Below are 16787 nucleotides of genomic sequence, written 5' to 3'. Positions count from 1 at the left end.
CGGCACGCCAGTGCCCTCCGGTCGGGGCCGGCGGTTCATGGTGAACGCCCGCGGCTCCGATGGCCGTACCGGCCGGTCCGCGGCACGGGCGTCGGCCCTCCCGTGGGGAGCCGGGAGGGTCGGCGACGGCCCACCCCCGGCGGCGGCGAGCGGCAAGGGGGCGGGAAGGGTGCTCCCCCGCCACGGGGGAGAGACGGAGGAGCACCGCCCGCTCAGCATGGCACTCAATTCGGCCACACGGGAGGGCTTTGGCTGGAAACGTTCCGTTCAGTGGTGACCGAAACCGCTGACCCTCCAGGTCCGGGTCGCCGCCTGGAGATCGAGACGGCTGTCCACGTCGCCCGGCTCCCGGTCGCCCGCCTTGCGGATGCGCTGCCGCCGGTGGCGCAGGGTGCTGCGGTGGACGGCGAGGGCGCGGGCCGTCTCGTCGTGCTTGCCGCCGTTGTCGACGTACCGGGTGAGGGTGAGCACCAGCGCGGTGCCTGGGCGTCGTCGTAGTCCATCGCACCGGGCACCGGTCCTCCGTGCCCGCAGGGCGAAGCGGGGTCGCGCGGGTGGGCCTGCCGGGGGCAGGCGCCGGTGCTCCGTCCCGTACCACAGTCCAGTGACGGGACCGTGAGTCCACCCCGGTCCCACGGGAGTACGAGGGCGGGCCCCGCCACCGGTCCGCACGGGCGCGCGGCGGCGGGCGTGCGGCCGTCCCGTCCGATCCGGGCCGGCATTCCGCGCAGGCGTATCCGCGAGCCGCGGTCGGCGGCAGCGGACGAAGGAGTTCCTCATGGGCAGGGCAGTCGGAATCGATGGAGGCACCACCGACTCGGTGATCGTCGCGTGGGAGGGCGGTGAACCCGCGGTCGGCCTGTGGGCCATCCGGTGCGGGCCCTGCCGCCGGGTCGGCCGCGTACGGGAACAGCGCGCCCGTGAGATCGCGGGGAGAATGAAACGTGTCAAGGTCGACGTCGGCCGGTCACCCGGGGCTCGTCCGGCGATTCCGGGGGACGGCCGTGCCGACGCTCGTCGTGGTGGACCACGGCGAGGAGACCGCCCGTACCGCGGGCGCGGCCCCGGCGGCCGAACCGCACCCCTGGGCGGAGCGGGCCGTCGCCGGCCGGCGACGAGAGGCACCGGGATCCGCCGGGGACCCGCCCGCGGCCAACCGGAAGAGGACACCATGAGCATGGAACCCGACCCGCATCTGTCGATGGTGCGGCCCGTGACACCGCGTACCCCCGACGGCTGCGAGGAGTGCCTGCGGCTGAACTCGCCCTGGGTGCATCTGAGACTGTGCCTGACCTGCGGCCACGTGGGCTGCTGCGACTCCTCGCCGCTCAAGCACGCCCGCGGCCACGCCGGCGACTCCGGACACCCCATCGCGCAGTCCTTCGAGCCGGGAGAGGACTGGCGCTGGTGTTACGTCCACGAGGCCATCGTCTGACGACCGACTCCGCGGCGAACCACCGCACAGGCTTCCCGGGGCCCCACCGGTACGGTGCCTTCCTCCGGCCGGCGCCCGGACAGGTCGAGGAGACGGCCACGTACGGTGGGGCCGCCGGACGAGCGGCCCCTCGTCCGGGCGCGGTGCGCCACGCAGGGTCGGTTCCCGGATCCCGGTGCCGGGCGGAGGAACACGGACGGCTCGTAGAACACCTGCGGGACGCCCTTCGGGGCAACCGCAGTCCCGGCAGGGGGGTGGTGCGGAGGCCCTCGGCGGAACCCAGTGCGGAGGCTGCTTCCTCACCGGCCGCAGCCCCGCCTCCCGGTCCAGGACCCCGCTGCCGGGCCCGGGCGGGCTCACCGCCGTCCCCGCACAGCGGACGGAGCACGGATCCGCTGCGGCACTCCAAGGCGGGCCCGTGAGGACACCTGGTGGCTCGTCTTCGGCAACGGCGAGCAGGTCACGACCGTCACCGGCCGCCTCGCACGGGAACTCGCCCCCGCCGCGCAGGCGCACACGCGCGGGAGGGCGCTCCGGCAAGCCGACCGACGGCTTCGCCCTCAGCAGATCTGCCACGGGCCGAGAACGCTGACGCGGCACGCGGCGCGCGCCGAAGGTGGGGTGGAGCGCGGCGACCGGCGCCGCGTCCCGACAGGAGGCGCCCATGTCCGTCACCGCCATCACCACGAGCACCGCGCGGGGGCCGTCCGCCGGTCCGGAGCCCGGCTTCGCGCCACGGGCCGCCGAGGGCGACACGGCCCCGACGCCTTTCGACGACCACCTGGCCTCGCGTCTGCTGCTCCAGCGGATCATCGTCCTCGGCACCCAGGTGGACGAGGTCTCCGCGAACCGGGTCTGCGCCCAACTCCTGCTGCTCTCCGCCGAGGAGCCGAAGAGCGACATCAGCCTCTACATCAACAGCCCCGGCGGGTCGGTCACGGCGGGGCTGGCGATCTACGACACCATGCGGCTGATCCCCAACGACGTGTCGACCCTCGCCATGGGATTCGCGGGCAGCATGGGGCAGTTCCTGCTCACCGTCGGGACGGCGGGAAAGCGTTACGCCCTGCCGAACGCGCGGATCATGATGCACCAGCCGTCGGCGGGCATCGGCGGGACCGCCGCCGATATCGCCATCCAGGCCGAAAACCTCGAATTCACCAAGAAGGCCGTCGAGCGGATCACCGCCGAACACACCGGCCACAGCGAGGAGACGATCTCCCGGGACAGCGACCGCGACCGCTGGTTCACGGCCGCGCAGGCACGGGAGTACGGCATGGTCGACCATGTCGTGACCTCGTTCGACGACGTCCGGCCGGTGTCGGGCACCCGGCGCAGGGCGGGGCTGTGACATGAGCCAGTACACGATTCCCACGGTCGTCGACCGCAGCCCGCGCGGCGAGCGGGCGTTCGACATCTACAGCAGTCTGCTCTCCGAGCGGATCATCTTCGTCGGCACCGAGATCGACGACGGCGTCGCCAATGTCGTCATCGCGCAGCTGCTCCATCTGGAGTCCGCCGGCCCGGACACGGAGCTGGCGATCTACATCAACTCCCCGGGCGGCTCCTTCACCTCGCTGATGGCGATCTACGACACGATGAGCTTCATCCGCGCGCCCGTCTCGACATTCTGCGTGGGCCAGGCGGCCTCGACCGCCGCCGTACTGCTGGCGGGCGGCGCCCCGGGACGGCGGTTCGTCCTGGAGCACTCACGGGTGCTGCTGGGGCAGCCCGCGAACCGCGGCCGGCAGGGGACGGTCTCGGATCTCAGTCTGGAGGCCAAGGAGATGCTCCGGATCCGTTCCCAGGTCGAGGAGGTGCTGTCCCGGCACACCTCCCACGACGTCGGGACGCTGCGGGCGGACATGGACCGGGACAGGGTGTTCACCGCGCGCGAGGCGGTGGCGTACGGACTCGTGGACGAGGTGCTGACCGAGCGGGGCCGTTAGGCGCTTCTGATGGATCTTGCCGGGGCCCGCGGGCCCCGGGGCGGCCCGGTCACGCCGCGAGGAGGACCTCTCCGCGGTGCCGGCCGGATCCCGGTTCCCTGGCGCCGGCGGTCGGCGGGAGGAACCCGGACCGGCCTCCGCGGATCAGCTCGCCCCCGGTCCGGACGGTCCGGCGCGCGGCGGCCCGGGACAGATCGTCCTGGGCGAGGGTGAGGAGGTCGGCCAGCCGCAGCCCGAGCGCGCGGGCGGCGGCCGCGAGGACCTCGGACGACGCCTCCTTGAGGCCCCGCTCGATCTCGGAGAGATAGGGCATCGAGATCCGGGCCTCGTCCGCGACGTCCTTGAGTGTCCGCTCCTGGGCGAGCCGTTCGCGCCGCAGTACACCGCCGACGACATGTCTCCACAGGGGTTCGCCGGCCGGCGGCCCGGGCGCGGGGAACCCCGCCTCCGGCGCGGCGGGCCGTGGACCGCCGCCGGTCCGCGGCGCGTCGCGCACCGCCTCGGCCGGGTGCGGGCGAAGGACACGGAGGCGGTTCGGCACATGGCTGCTCACCGCCTCAGCGTAGGAGGGATCGGCCCGGCGGGCAGCCCTCCCGCGTTGCGCCACCGGCGAAACCGCCGCGCGAACGGGTGAAGGTGGGGGTGCGGCCGGGGCGGGGCACGCCGTGGGCCCGTGCCTCACCGGCTTCGGCGCGGGGTGGCGCGCCGTCGGCCCGTCCCGGCGCATCGGGGGCCGGGTGACCGACGGCTCGGGGGCCGGGTGACCGACGGCTCGGGAGTCAGGCGATCAGCCGTCCGCCCGGGCCGGCGCGCTCACCCGCCGACCTGCGCAGATCACGGGTGACGCTCACCCGCTTCAGCCAGCGGTCGGTGCCGTCGTAGCGCGCCTGGAAGCGGGCACGCCCGTGCACCGCCCGGTAGTTGTCGATGAAGCAGCAGGTGCCCGGCTCCAGCCGCACGTCCAGCAGGCTCTTCTCGATGGAGGACATCACGCGTTCCAGGGTGTCCCCCGCCCGGTCGTCGCCCGGAGCGGTGTACATGTACGCGGGGTCGATGCGCAGGAAGGGGTCCGCCGGGTCGCCGAACAGGATGGGGATCGGCTCCGGCGCGCTGTCCATCCGCCGGATACGGTCGAAGGACCGCGCCCGGTCCCCCGCCGAGGGCCTGTTCTGCTCGGGCAGATGGGAGGTGTCGGGCCTGATGTAGAAGCGGGGTTCGAAGCCGCATTCGATGTCGCCCGCGGTGAGTTCGGCCGGGTCGACGGCGCCCACGGTGGTGCCCACCCGGTCGGGGTTGCGCATGCAGAGCAGTCCCACGTAGTCGGCGCGGTGGGGATGGAACGCCTCCTCGGTGTGCCACATCAGCGGCGCCCGGCTGCCGGAGCCGAGCTGGGCGTCCTCCTGGCCGGCGATGGGCAGGATGTCGTGCACCAGCCGGCCGTCCTGCTGGGTGGCCCAGCCGTAGACCTCCCCGAGCAGCGAGCCGTACAGCACGAGCAGGAACTCGGCGCGCCGTGCCGCGCCGGTCGGGCTCGTGTCCCGCCAGTGGGGCGGAGTGGGGCCGATGCCCTCTTCGTCGACGTCGTTCCCGGCGACGAGCAGGACCGCGGCACGGGTTCGCGGGGCCCGCGGGGCGGTCGGCTCCGGACTCCGGAAGGTGTGCAGGGCGGCGCGCAGCCGGCGCGGGAGATCGTGGGCGATCAGGGCGGCGTCACCGAGGAACGCCGGGGCGTCCGGTGCGGTGTAGGTCTCCTGGATGTCGGTCAGCAGGCCGGTGACCGTCTCCCTTTCCTGTGGTTCCAGCCGCAGGGTCATCAGCATCGTGGTCACCTTTTCCGGCTTCTGGGGCGGGCGCGGTGGCGGGCGCCGGGTTCGGGGCGGGCGGTGCGGGGGCCGGGCGGCTCAGCGCAGGGCGGACACGGCGCTCAGCAGGCGTTGGACGTCGTCGGGCTCCGTGTAGCAGGAGATGCCGGCCCGGACGGCTCCTCCCGTGCTGTCGAGTCCGAGGGCCGCCATGGCCTCATGGGCGTAGAAGCTGCCGCTCCACACCGCGATCTGCCGGGCCGCCAGCTCCCTGGCGACCGTGTCCGGATGGCGGCCCGCCACGCTGAAGGAGACGGTCGGGGTGCGGTCGGTGAGATCCCGCGGACCGTGCACGGTGATGTGGGGCATCCCGGTGAGCCCCTCCAGCAGAGGCGCGAAGAGGGCCTGCTCCCGCTCCTCCAGACACCGCATACCGGTCTCCAGCAGAAACTCGGCCGCCGCCGCGACCCCGGCGATCGACTCCAGCGGCAGTGTTCCGGTCTGCCATCGGTGGGGAACCTCGTCGGACGCCGGGCGGACCTGGTACGGATACAGTTCGGCCAGTAGTTCGGGCCGCGCCCAGAGGATTCCCGCGTGCGGCCCGTACCACTTGTGCGCCGAGGTGAACACGACGTCGCAGCCCAGCGCACCGATGTCCACGGGGCGGTGGGGCACCAGGTGCACGGCGTCCACCAGCGCCAGGGCACCCGCCCGGTGTGCCGCGGCGGTGATCGCGGCGACGTCGGGGATGGTGCCCAGGGCGTTGGAGGCTCCCGTGAACGCCACCAGGCGCGTACGGCTGTTCAGCAGGGCGGTGACGTTCGCCGCCGGGAGGCGTCCCGAGGCCGGGTCGAAGTCGGCGAACACCACACGGGCGCCGGTCTCCCGCGCGATCGCCAGCCACGGGGCCACGTTGGCGTCGTGGTCGAGCCGGGTGCACACGATCTCGGCTCCCTCCCCGAGCTGCCGGGCGAGGGACCGGGCGAAGGCGGCGGCCAGCGAGGTCATGTTGGCGCCGAAGACGAATCCCGAGGGATCGGCCCCCAGCAGGGCGCCGAGCAGTCCCCGGGTCCTGGCGACGAGCGCGTCGGTCGAGACGCTCGCCTCGAAGAAGCCCTCGGTGTTGGCGTTCGTCCCGCTGGAGAGATAGTCGGAGACGGCCCGGATCACCTGGTCGAGGGCCTGGGAGCCGGCGGCCCCGTCCAGCCGTGCCCAGGGGCCGCGCGCGCCCGGGAACCGGTGGCGCAGTCCGGGCACCGGTGAGGGCTCCGGCGTGAGTGGCCCGGCATCCGACCGCGTGTGCATGGCGGGCTCCCGTCGCTGCTGGGGTGGACTGAGGGGGTGTGCTCGGCGCGAGGGCCCGGTCACCAGTGCGGCGCCGTGAGTTCCGGTACGGGTACGCCCAGGGCGTCCCGGCCGAGCCGGAAGGCGGCGACGGCCCGGTCCGAGACGGGGTGGCCGCGCAGGGCGTCCGGGGCGAGGCGCAGGCGCATGACGTCCCCGATGCCGGAGCGTTCGGTGGACAGCACGGCCGTGGCGGGCCGGTCCCCGGCGCACCGCCGCCATCGGCCGTCGCTCCACAGCAGGGCGACGGAGCCGTAGTGCGGGGGGTGTTGCGCCAGGAGGATCTTCACGTTCGCGCCGCGTACGGTGTCGAGGGCGTCCAGCATCTCGGACTCCAGCTCCCGCGGTGCGAGCGAGGCGTCGTCGCCCTCCCGTATCAGGCGGTTGAGCAGGTCCAGCGGCAGATCGGGCCGGCTGGTGCCGAGATTGAGCCCCGAGCCGAGGCGCGCGTTGACCTCGGTCGGTACGAACCCCTCGGGGGACAGTACGCCGTCGAGGGTGAAGCCGCCGCGGTAGCGGCACACGCGCCGCAGGCCCTCGCCCACCGCGCGGGCCGTCTCCCTGATGTGCCGGGCCGCCCCGGGGGGTGGGTCCCAGTGGGTGGAGGTGCCGGCGAAGACGAAGCGGTGGTCCGCGTCCCGCAGGACGACCAGTTCCAGCGGGCGCAGGACGACGGTTCCCCGCGTCATCACCAGGCCGTGGACCGAGCACGGCAGCCCTTCGACGAAGGGCATGACCCGGACCCGGGAGCAGCGTTCGGCGAAGAAGGGCAGGTTCCGCCGGCCGTCGGCCTCGCCGCGGACCCACCGTGTGCCCTCGGCCGCCGTATGGATTCCGCTCCGGGTGTCGGCCGCCCACACCGTGCCCCCGCCCGCGTCGAGCCGGGCGGCCGCGGGCAGCAGCACATCCGCCCGGGGCGGCAGGACCAGGGAGGGCGGGCACGGGATCCCGGCCGCCCGCCAGACCCGTTCCACCCGGGTCTTGTCCTCGGCGGCGGCCCAGGTGGCGCGCCGGCGGCCGTAGCGCGGCCGGCCGGCCAGCCGCTCCCCCGGCAGGTCCCGGGTGTCGAGGACGAGTGCGCGCCGGTCGGGGTCGAAGCGGTCGAGTGCCGCGAGCAGCCCGGGGGACGGTTCGGCGAGCGCCCGGGTGAAGGACGCCGCCAGCCCGTCCCGGGTGGCGGCGGTGACCGGTACGCGGTGCGGGGTCACTCCGGGGCCGAACACGCCGTCGGCCGCCCGGTCGGCGGTGGCGGCGAACACGCCGTCGGCCCCCGCCTCGGTCAGGGCCGCGATCACCGGGGCGATATGGGAGGCCGCGGTGCTGAACACCACACAGCGGCGGCCCGCGAAGCGCCGCCTGATCGCCGCCTCCAGCCGCCCGGCCGGCTCCGTGGCGCCGGGCCGTCCGGGGGGCGGAGTGCCGCCGACCGTGCTCGCACCGGACATGGCACCTGTCCCTTCTCCCGGCCGAGTGACACCGGAAACAAGCGGTGTGAGGGGAACGCGGCCGAACGTATTTCCTCCCGGATGCGATGTCCACGAGGAGTTTCGTTGCGCGGAACAGGGCGGGGAGCAGAAGAACCGCGCCGACGTCGGTGTTCCATGCAGTGAAACTGCTCGTTATCCCGGCGGCGGGACGACGGAGAATATCCGGGCGAGTGGCGAGGAGGAGTACACCGGAAGGAAGTTGCCTGTGGCATCGACCTGAAGGGAGAAGCAGTACGGCCCGCATTCCCGGGAGCGCTCCGCGGTCCCGCCGAGTCCGGCGGTAAATGACACGCGGAAGCCTGCAGATGTCTTTCGAGAGCCACGATATTCCTCCGTCACGACGGATGACGGAAACGCGGTTCCCGGATGTGCCGCACCGGGCCGTCCGGCCGGAATCCGCCGGTACGCGAGAACCGCGAGGCCGCTTGCTCCCGCAAACCGGAGGCGGCTCCTTCCACCGGGGAGGGCCGGCGAGGCGGCCGTGCGGCCCCCGGCCGCACGGGGCACCACCCAGGACAACCACGGGAGGGGAGAGAGATGAGTGAGGCGGAAGCCGCGGCGCGACGGGAGAACCTCATCGGGGGGACCCGCGTCCCGCCCGCCGACGGCCGGGTCGCGGACCTCGTCGACCCGAGCACCGGGAAGAGCTTCGGCGAGGCTCCGGTGTCGGGGGCCGAGGACGTCGAGCGGGCGTGCCGGGCGGCCGGGCGCGCTCTGGAGACCTGGCGCCTGACCACCCCGGGCGACCGGGGTCGCGCGCTGCTGCGCATCGCCGACGCCCTGGAGGAGCGCGCCGGCGAAATCGTGGCGCTGGAGTGCCTGAACACGGGCAAGCCGCCCCGGGCGATGGCCGAGGAGGAACTGGCTCCGTCCATCGACCAGCTGCGGTTCTTCGCGGGCGCGGCCCGGGTGCCGGCGGGCGTCGCGGCCGGTGAGTACCTGCCCGGCCACACCTCCGTGATCCGCCGGGAGCCGGTGGGGGTGTGCGCGCAGATCACGCCGTGGAACTATCCGTTCATGATGGCGGTCTGGAAGATCGCGCCGGCGCTCGCGGCCGGCAACACGGTGGTTCTCAAGCCCGCCGAGCAGACCCCGCTCAGCACGCTGCTGCTGGCGGAGATCGCGGCCCCCTTCCTGCCCCCCGGGGCCCTCAACGTGGTCTGCGGGGACCGTGACACCGGCCGGGAGCTGGTCCGGCACCCCGCCGTCGCCCTGGTCTCCTTCACCGGCAGCACGCGCGGCGGCCGGGAGGTGGCGCGGTCGGCGAGCGACGATCTCAAGCGCCTGCACCTGGAACTGGGGGGCAACGCGCCGGTCGTGGTCTGCCATGACGCGGATGTGGAGCGGGCCGCCTCGGACATCGTGGCGGCCGGGTACTTCAACGCGGGCCAGGACTGCATCGCGGCGGCCAGGGTGCTCGCCGACCGCCGGATCCGCGCGGAGCTGACCGAGGCGCTGGCCTCGAAGGCCGCGTCGCTCCGGGTCGGCGGACCCGGTGAGGACGCCGATCTCGGCCCGCTCATCAGCGCCGGGCACCTCGACCGGGTCGCCGGATTCGTGGACCGCCTCCCGCCGTGGGCGCGGGTGATCACCGGCGGGCGGCGGGTCGAGGGCAGGGAGGGCTTCTTCTACCCGCCCACCGTCGTCGCGGATGTGCGCCAGCGGGACGAGATCGTCCAGGAGGAGGTGTTCGGCCCGGTCGTCACCGTGCAGGAGTTCGCCTCGGAGGACGAGGCCCTGGCCCTGGCCAACGACGTACGCCAGGGCCTGGCCGCCAGCGTGTGGACCCGCGACCACTCCAGGGCCCTGCGGTTCGCCTCGGGGCTGGAGACGGGCTGCGTGTGGATCAACGCCCATATCCCGGTGGTGGCGGAGATGCCGCACGGCGGCTTCAAGCACTCCGGATACGGCAAGGATCTCTCGGCGTACGCGCTGGAGGACTACACCCGGATCAAACATGTGATGTCCGCCCACTGACGGGGACGCTCATGCGCCCCGGGAGCAGGGGACGCCCCTGATCCCGTCCGCGGCGGCGGGCCGCACCACGGCCCGCCACCGCGCTCCCGCCACCGTGCCCGTACCACCGTGGAGCGCGCTCCCGCGGGCACGCGCCGTGCCGTGCGCCCCCGCCCGCGCCTGGAACAATGAGGGCATGGCGGAACCCGTGGAGATCGTGGACTACCGGCCCTCCTGGCCGACGGCGTTCGCCGGGCTGGGAGCGGCCCTGCGGGAGGCGCTCGGCGACACCGCGGTGCGGATCGACCACATCGGCTCGACGTCGGTTCCGGGACTGGCCGCCAAGCCGGTGATCGACGTACAGGTCTCGGTGCGGTCGTTCGACCCCCTGGAAGCCTTCCGGAAGCCCCTGGAGGACATCGGCTACGTGTACCGCGCCGACAACCCCGAGCGGACCAAGCGCTACTTCCGGGAGGCCCCGGGCCACAGCCGTACCCATGTGCACGTACGGGAACTCGGCAGCTTCTCCCAGCAGTTCCCCCTGCTGTTCCGGGACTTCCTCCGGTGTCATCCGGCCGCCGCCGAGGAGTACGCGGCGGTCAAGCGGCGGTACGCGGCGGTGTTCGCGGCGGACCGGCGCGGCTACGCGGAGGCGAAGGAGTCCTTCGTGTGGGACGTCGTCCGGCGCGCCGACGCCTGGGCCCGGGACACCGGCTGGACACCGGGGTCCAGTGACGCCTGAGCCGGGACCCGGCCGGTGATCGGGGCAGTCGCGGGGCCGTGACCACGGCAGGCGCGGGCCCCGCGAACTCCTGCGGTGGCACGCGGCGGTGCGGCGGGAGTCCCGGCGACCGCCGCCGGAGCGTCAGATGGCGGTGTCCAGGGATCCGCGGGTGGACGCGGCGAGTTGTTCGGAGATGGCGTCGGCCGTGGCCAGGACCAGCGGCAGCAGCTCGGGGCGGTCCTCCGGACCGCTGTCCCTCACCGCGCCGAGAGCGGCGACGACCATGCCGCCCGCGGCCCTGACCGGTGCGGCCAGGAGGGCGGTCCGCCCGGGTTCCTGATGTCCGGTCACCGCGTACCCCTGTCTTCTGACCTGGCCGAGCACACCCCGCAGCGCGGGGTACGTGACACCGTCCCGTCGGCGGGTGGGCCGCAGCAGCAGCGAGCAGACCTCTTCCCGGTCGGCGGGGCCGGCGTGGGCGAGCAGGACGAGTCCGGGCGCGTTGGTGTGCAGGGGCGCCCGACCCCCCGGAGCCGCCAGTGGCGGGCGGTGCCCGCGGCCGTCGGAGATCATCTCCAGGCAGAAGGTCTCGGTGCCGTCGCGGACCGCCAGGATCACCGTGGCGGTGGCCTGGGTGCGGAAGGTCATCAGATGGGGCAGGGCGGCCTCCCTCAGCACGGATCCCCGCGGAGCGAGGGTGCCTATCTCCCACAGCCGCAGCCCGATGCTGTACTCCCCCGTGGCAGCGCGCTCCAGGGCTCCCCTGCTGTGCAGTTTGGCCACGATGCGGTGGACCGTCGCCACCGGGAGGCCGGACCGTCGGCTGATGTCGCTGAGCGTCAGCACCTGATTGCGCTGGTCGAAGGCGCTGAGGACGCTGAACGTACGGTCGACCGCCGAGCGCTTGGGGCGGCCGGGCTGAATGGACATTTCGTCATTTTCCCTTCATTGGCACACATATACGTGCACACGGGGGTCAGATGACTACCGCCTCATGCCGGCTCACCCCATGACCAAACCCCCGCACCCCGGAAAGACAGCGACTCGGCAATATTTTGCAAATATACGCGCTTAGCGCTCTTTCGCGTCAGTGGGCCCAACGATGACACTCCGACCCGCGGGGAGTAAAGAATCACCCGGGGGATCACAGGGGCGCACCACAGCGCTCATGGGAGCTCACGGGGACCCGGCCGCGATCATGTATTCCCGTGGACGATCCGACTCCCCGACCGAAAGCGGATGCACGATCGCCGGTGAAGACCCCGCCGGAATTCGAGAACCGACGGGCGAAATCCCGCCATGTCGGCGAGTCGCCTTGCACCCCTAGAACAAACTTGCACTTTTCCGTTCACTGGAAAGCTTGTTGAGTAGGATCTCGAAGGATGCCAACACTGTGATACGCACAGCTTCTTGGCCACTGCCGACAGGATGTCGAAGATCACTGAATCCTCCGCGATGTGCGGAATATGAGATTCAGTTCGACACATGACGAGGGGATCGGGAATGGCGAATCATCTGGAGACCGCAAAGACCTTATTTCCCGGATCACACCCGGCGGGCAGAACCGGTGCCGCCGGAAGGACTCTCGCGTGACGAGCCCGACTCAGCCGGTACGGTCCATGCTCGCCCGAGGGCTCTCCATTCTGCACTCCTTCCGCCCGGGCGAGTCGGAACTGACCCTCTCCGAGATAGCGCGCAGGACCGCTCTGCCCAAGGCGACGGCCCACCGGCTGATATCGGAACTGGTCGACGCGGGCATGCTGGAGCGCGCCGAGCGGGGTCTGCGTCTCGGGCTCAACCTCTTCGCCCTCGGGACACGGGTGCCACGCCAGCGGATCGTGCGCGAACTGGCACTCCCGCATCTGAACCGGATGCACGACCTCACCCGGCAGACGGTGTTCCTGTATCTCTCGGACGGCCTCGACGGGGCGATGGCCGACAGCCGTAGCGGACGCGGACCCCGCGCGGCCGCGTATCTGCCGGCCGAGAGCGAGGCCTCCGCCTCCGCGGTGGCGCAGGTGTTCCGCGCGCACCGGGCGAGGACGGACCCCGTCGGCCCCGACCGCGGCAGGAGATACCGCGCGCACCGGGCCGTGCGCAGACTGGCGCCCGAGGAACTGGGCCGGGTGGCGGAGCAGGGATTCGCCGTCGCCCACTGCGGGCTGGAGGCCGTCGCCGTCGCCGTACCCGTACTGGACGCGACCGACTCCCCCGTCGCCGCGCTGGCCGTCGCCGGCAGTCAGGACCGGCTGCACCTGCTCAGAACGGCCTCGCCCCTGCGGGCGGCCGGCGCGGAGCTGTCGCGCGATCTCAGGGGTGCCCCCGGGATGGTGCCCGCGCTGTGACGCCCCGGCACGTACGCGGATGGCTGCTGTCCGTCGTCCGGCGCCGGGCGGTCCGGGAGGACCGTCCCGCGCCGTGCGACATGGCGCGGGACACCCATGTGCTCGTCAAACCCGACGGGGTGAGCCGGGGGCTGGCGTCCGAGGTGATCCGCGCTCTGCGGCAGGAGGGGCTGGCGGTCGAGATCGTCGGCCGACTCCGGCTGACCCGCCGTCAGGCGGAGCGCTGGTACCCGGAGAAGCTGAACGAGCCGGACGGGCGGCTGACGCTGGCGTATCTGTGCGAGGGACCCATGCTCCTCCTGGCCGTCGTGGGCGACGACGCGCTGCGCCGGGCGCGCCGGGTCAAGAAGGACATCCGCCGCCGGTTCGGCACCGACGCCCGCCGCAATGTCGCCCACTGTCCGGAGACGACCGGTGAGCGGGACCACGAACGGGCGGTGTTCGGTCCGCTCGTGGGGCGCGAACGGCGGGAGGACTGAGGGGATCCGCGAGCGGTGGGACGGCCCGCGGGCCCCGGCGCCCGCGGGGTCTGTGGGGCTCTCTCGGCGCGCGTGGCCCGGGGCCTGTGGGGAGTCGCGGGTCCCCGGCCCGTCCGGCCCCGCCCGCCGCCCGGGCGGAGCCGCGGCCTCCCCGGATCCGCGTACCGGGCACAGACGGTCCGGGCCGCGGACCGCCCGGCCGGCGGGCGCCGTCAGTTGCCGGTCGTCAGACCGCCCTGGTGGAAGACCACCTGGGCGGACAGCCGCTCCAGCCCGGACTCGCAGTCGCGTACGCGGTCCACGGCGTGCCAGCTCTGGTCGCCCCGCACCAGGAGGACCCCGGTGTTGGCCGCCGGGACGACACGCCGGACCACGTCGTCCACCGACGAGGAGCCGAGGAGCAGCAGATCACCGCCCCGGTCCTCGGGCCACGACGCGTTGAAGTAGAGCACATGGGTGACCAGCTTCTCCGGCTTGTCCACATGCGGGTCGAGCCAGCAACTGCGCCCGTAGCGCCAGAGATTGACCTCCACGTGCGCCTCGTCCAGAGGCAGACCGGTCAGCGCGGCCACCGCCTCCCGGTAGCCGGGGGCGGTCACCTCCGCGACGAAGTCCCGCCACGGTCCGGGGAGTGAGGTGACCCCGTCGGTGCCGTCGAGGGGATGGAGCAGCCGGTGGTGCATCGCGTACGACTTGTCCATGCCCGTACGGGTGACCATGCGGAAGCCCTCGCTCGGGAACGTCTCCCGCAGCGCGGCGGCCTCCTCGGGGCGGAAGGTGTCGGTGACGTGGTACCAGCGGAACGGGTCGTCCTCGACCGTGGTGCGGTCGAGGGACACCATGGAGGTGCTCACGGGGCCTCCGTCGCGTGCAGCGGGTCGCGGGTGCCGGGCAGCAGGGACTTCTCGGCGTCGAGGACGAACCGTTCCAGCTCGGCGGACCCGACCGCGAACCGGCAGTACTCGCGGCGGATCCGGGCCACCGCGTCCTCGGCCGTCACCTCGCCCAGCACGATGTCCAGACAGGCCAGGGCGGCCCCCGTGCGTCCGTGTCCGCCGAAGCAGGCCACTTCGACCGTGGCGCCGTTCCTCAGCTCGACGGCCAGCTCCTTGACGAGGGTGATCAGCAGTGACGACTCCACCGGGGCCTCAAGCGTGGGCCAGAACACGAAGTACGGGGTGCGGGCGTCCGTTTCACCGCGCCAGCGTTCGTCGAGATAGAGGCCGAAGTCGGCCGGTTCGGCGTGGGGCGCGCGCAGACGGCGCTCCGCGCTGTCCAGCGAGGTGCCCCAGACCTCGGCGTCACCGACCCGGTAGCGGGTCCTCCAGTGGCGGTCCTTCATGGCGTGGCTATGCCTTCCTTCCGCTGTGAACCGGCGTCGGCCGGGCTGCCGACGGAACCGGGGAGCCAGTAACCGGCCGTGTCGTACGCGTCCGGGCCGAAGGCCGCCTTGAACGCCGTCACCGATGTGCCGGGGTAGGTGTCTCCCATGTGGAGCGTCCGGGCGCCCCGTGCGCAGGCGTCCTCGATCAGCAGGTACAGCAGGTAGGTGGCGGCCTTGGTCCGGGCCGCCACCGCCTTGTCCATGGCGGCCTGCCAGTAGACGACCTGCGGCCCCCGGTGCAGGGCGAGCAGCGCGGCGACGGGCTCCCCCTCGTGGCGCGCCAGCCAGACACGGCAGTCCGGGCCCAGGTGCCGGGCCACGGCGGCGAACTTGCTCGGCGGGTTCTTCTCCCGTACCCGCCGCCGCACCTGCGCGTCCGGCTCGTCCGACTGCTCGGCCCAGCGCTCGATCGACAGCTCGTAGAGCCGGTAGAACTCCGGGCACAGCCGTCCCGTACCGTCCTGTTCGACCGTCAGTCCCGCGCGTTCGGCGCGCCGGACCGCGTTGCGCACATTGCGGTGGAAGCGGTGGCGCCAGATGTGGTCGAGGCCCCCGTCGAGGTCCAGGATCTGGGTGAGCCGGGGATTGCGGTGGGTTCCCGGGGGGACGAGTCCCTCCCACAGGGCCGTCGACCCCGGGTGCGGACGCAGATAGATCCGCCGCGCGGGCAGCGACATCAGATCGCGCAGCACCGTGCGCGCGCGTTCGGGTGTGAGGCCGTCCGGTGGCACGATCACCCCGCCGATCCCCCAGCCCGCCGGCCACGAGGCGTATTCGGTACCCGCGCCGGTGCCGGTACGCGCCAGCGGCACCAGGATCCGGGTGCCGTCCCGCCAGGTGTGCAGACGGCTCGCGTCCTGCCACCCGTGCGCGCACAAGGCGTCCCGCCACCCCGGTGTCTGGCTCGGCAGAACGTCCTGTCCCGCCGCGTCGCACACCTCCTCCCACAGCCCGGTGGGCACGGGGGTACGGACGTGGACTCCGTCCGGCTTCGCGTACCCGCTCACCGGAGGGTCCCTGCGGTGCCGCCGGGGGCCGCCCGATCGCCGGAGGGGCCCGCGGGTGGTGCCGCCCGGCCCCCCGGAGCGGACCGGGCGGAGGGCTCGGGCATCACGGGCTCGGGCGGGACGGGCTCGCGCCGGACGTGCTCGGGCGGGGCCGGCGGGACGGACAGGCCGCGGGAGGCGGGGACGGACAGCAGGGCGCGTACGCGTGCCACGTCGTCGCGCGCCACCCCCACCCCCGCGAGCGCCGGCCCGATGCCGCCGTGCCGGGCGTCCACCTCGGCGAGCCAGCGCTCCATCGTCACCGGTGAGGTGCGCAGCCGGGACAGATAGTCCTCACGGGTGTGACCGCGGCGCAGCCACTTGTCCCGGAACCGGTCGGCCGCGGCCAGCAGATCCGCGGTACCGGCGGCGTAGTCGGCGGCGATCTCGTGCGCGGGCGCGCCGACCAGCGACAGCAGGGCCGCCGTCACCACCCCCGTGCGGTCCTTCCCGAAATGACAGGTGATCAGGAACGGGCGGTCGGCCACCGCCGCGAGCGCCCGGAAGAGCCGGGGCCAGCTGCCGGGGACGGAGTCGGTCAGGATGCCGTGCAGATAGCGCGCGCGGTCCGCGGCATCGGGCCGGCGGGCCGCGATGGTGTCGCGCGGGTAGCCCGTCAGCGGTACGCGCAGCCAGCGCACCCGGTGCGCCAGGAGGCCGCTCGGCGGTCCGTAGCGTTCCACCTCCGGGGCGGATCGGAGGTCCACCACCGTCGCGAGACCGTGCCGTTCGACGAGCGCACCGGCCTCCTCGGCCGTGAACGCCGTGACATCACCGCTCCGGTGCGCGATGCCGGGCCGCAGGCCGGTCGCGCGCGGCATACGGTGGTTGACTCC

Annotated in this window: 18 protein-coding genes; 8 read left to right on the top strand and 10 right to left on the bottom strand. The window is 73.3% G+C overall.

The window, feature by feature from the left end; genetic code table 11:
- Positions 1-267 precede the first annotated feature (267 nt).
- Entirely contained in the window at positions 268-471 is a 204-nt protein-coding gene (locus ACFYT4_RS14915; protein ID WP_389268303.1) for a helix-turn-helix domain-containing protein, read from the bottom strand.
- Positions 472-944: 473 nt separating this feature from the next.
- Between ACFYT4_RS14915 and ACFYT4_RS14910 the strand changes: the two genes are divergently transcribed.
- The 4 genes from ACFYT4_RS14910 (at position 945) to ACFYT4_RS14895 (ending at position 3384) form a co-directional block, all read left to right on the top strand.
- The gene (locus ACFYT4_RS14910) at positions 945-1175 is read left to right on the top strand and encodes a hypothetical protein (protein WP_389268301.1); all 231 of its coding nucleotides are present in this window, start codon (positions 945-947) and stop codon (positions 1173-1175) included.
- Entirely contained in the window at positions 1172-1435 is a 264-nt protein-coding gene (locus tag ACFYT4_RS14905; RefSeq protein WP_389268299.1) for a UBP-type zinc finger domain-containing protein, read from the top strand. Before ACFYT4_RS14910 ends, ACFYT4_RS14905 begins: the two co-directional genes overlap by 4 nt.
- A gap of 664 nt (positions 1436-2099) precedes the next feature.
- Complete coding sequence (locus ACFYT4_RS14900) at positions 2100-2786, top strand: ClpP family protease (RefSeq protein WP_389268297.1); 687 nt, start codon at positions 2100-2102, stop codon at positions 2784-2786.
- 1 nt (position 2787) lies between these two features.
- Positions 2788-3384 (top strand): ClpP family protease, encoded by a 597-nt coding sequence (locus ACFYT4_RS14895; RefSeq protein WP_389268295.1) that lies wholly within the window; start codon positions 2788-2790, stop codon positions 3382-3384.
- Between the two features lie 49 nt (positions 3385-3433).
- Here ACFYT4_RS14895 and ACFYT4_RS14890 read toward each other — a convergent pair whose 3' ends face one another.
- From ACFYT4_RS14890 to ACFYT4_RS14875, 4 genes are all read right to left on the bottom strand, one after another.
- Entirely contained in the window at positions 3434-3937 is a 504-nt protein-coding gene (locus ACFYT4_RS14890) for a helix-turn-helix domain-containing protein (protein ID WP_389268294.1), read from the bottom strand.
- Between the two features lie 226 nt (positions 3938-4163).
- Positions 4164-5204 carry a guanitoxin biosynthesis L-enduracididine beta-hydroxylase GntD gene (gene gntD / locus ACFYT4_RS14885; protein ID WP_389268385.1) on the bottom strand — a complete coding sequence of 347 codons (1041 nt, stop codon included), beginning with the start codon at positions 5202-5204 and terminating at the stop codon, positions 4164-4166.
- A gap of 81 nt (positions 5205-5285) precedes the next feature.
- The gene (locus ACFYT4_RS14880; RefSeq protein ID WP_389268292.1) at positions 5286-6443 is read right to left on the bottom strand and encodes a cysteine desulfurase-like protein; all 1158 of its coding nucleotides are present in this window, start codon (positions 6441-6443) and stop codon (positions 5286-5288) included.
- 107 nt (positions 6444-6550) lie between these two features.
- The gene (locus ACFYT4_RS14875) at positions 6551-7975 is read right to left on the bottom strand and encodes a hypothetical protein (RefSeq protein WP_389268290.1); all 1425 of its coding nucleotides are present in this window, start codon (positions 7973-7975) and stop codon (positions 6551-6553) included.
- 579 nt (positions 7976-8554) lie between these two features.
- On the opposite strand from ACFYT4_RS14875, the gene ACFYT4_RS14870 reads away from it, so the two are divergent.
- Together ACFYT4_RS14870 and ACFYT4_RS14865 are read left to right on the top strand one after the other, a co-directional pair.
- Positions 8555-9994, top strand: a complete 1440-nt coding sequence (locus tag ACFYT4_RS14870; RefSeq protein ID WP_389268288.1) for an aminobutyraldehyde dehydrogenase — start codon at positions 8555-8557, stop codon at positions 9992-9994.
- A 175-nt stretch (positions 9995-10169) separates the two neighbouring features.
- Positions 10170-10715 (top strand): GrpB family protein, encoded by a 546-nt coding sequence (locus ACFYT4_RS14865; RefSeq protein WP_389268286.1) that lies wholly within the window; start codon positions 10170-10172, stop codon positions 10713-10715.
- 123 nt (positions 10716-10838) lie between these two features.
- Here the strand turns inward: ACFYT4_RS14865 and ACFYT4_RS14860 are convergent, their stop codons facing one another.
- The gene (locus ACFYT4_RS14860) at positions 10839-11627 is read right to left on the bottom strand and encodes an IclR family transcriptional regulator (protein ID WP_389268284.1); all 789 of its coding nucleotides are present in this window, start codon (positions 11625-11627) and stop codon (positions 10839-10841) included.
- A gap of 659 nt (positions 11628-12286) precedes the next feature.
- On the opposite strand from ACFYT4_RS14860, the gene ACFYT4_RS14855 reads away from it, so the two are divergent.
- Positions 12287-13042 (top strand): IclR family transcriptional regulator, encoded by a 756-nt coding sequence (locus tag ACFYT4_RS14855; RefSeq protein ID WP_389268282.1) that lies wholly within the window; start codon positions 12287-12289, stop codon positions 13040-13042.
- Positions 13039-13521, top strand: coding sequence for a nucleoside-diphosphate kinase (locus ACFYT4_RS14850; protein WP_389268280.1), 483 nt, complete (start codon positions 13039-13041; stop codon positions 13519-13521). Before ACFYT4_RS14855 ends, ACFYT4_RS14850 begins: the two co-directional genes overlap by 4 nt.
- Before the next feature lie 212 nt (positions 13522-13733).
- Here the strand turns inward: ACFYT4_RS14850 and ACFYT4_RS14845 are convergent, their stop codons facing one another.
- From ACFYT4_RS14845 to ACFYT4_RS14830, 4 genes are read right to left on the bottom strand one after another with little or no spacing between them, the layout of a single operon-like run.
- Entirely contained in the window at positions 13734-14375 is a 642-nt protein-coding gene (locus ACFYT4_RS14845; RefSeq protein ID WP_389268278.1) for a 2OG-Fe(II) oxygenase family protein, read from the bottom strand.
- Positions 14372-14863, bottom strand: a complete 492-nt coding sequence (locus tag ACFYT4_RS14840; RefSeq protein WP_389268276.1) for a hypothetical protein — start codon at positions 14861-14863, stop codon at positions 14372-14374. Before ACFYT4_RS14840 ends, ACFYT4_RS14845 begins: the two co-directional genes overlap by 4 nt.
- On the bottom strand, positions 14860-15912 hold the full coding sequence (locus ACFYT4_RS14835; RefSeq protein WP_389268274.1) for a GNAT family N-acetyltransferase: 1053 nt from the start codon (positions 15910-15912) through the stop codon (positions 14860-14862). The genes ACFYT4_RS14840 and ACFYT4_RS14835 overlap by 4 nt, the downstream gene beginning before the upstream one ends.
- On the bottom strand, positions 15909-16772 hold the full coding sequence (locus ACFYT4_RS14830; protein ID WP_389268272.1) for a tyrosine-protein phosphatase: 864 nt from the start codon (positions 16770-16772) through the stop codon (positions 15909-15911). Before ACFYT4_RS14830 ends, ACFYT4_RS14835 begins: the two co-directional genes overlap by 4 nt.
- Between the last annotated feature and the right edge of the window lie 15 nt (positions 16773-16787).

It is taken from the genome of Streptomyces sp. NPDC004609 (assembly GCF_042873655.1).
Lineage (GTDB): Bacteria > Actinomycetota > Actinomycetes > Streptomycetales > Streptomycetaceae > Streptomyces.
This window is presented reverse-complemented; position numbering and strand designations above follow the sequence as displayed.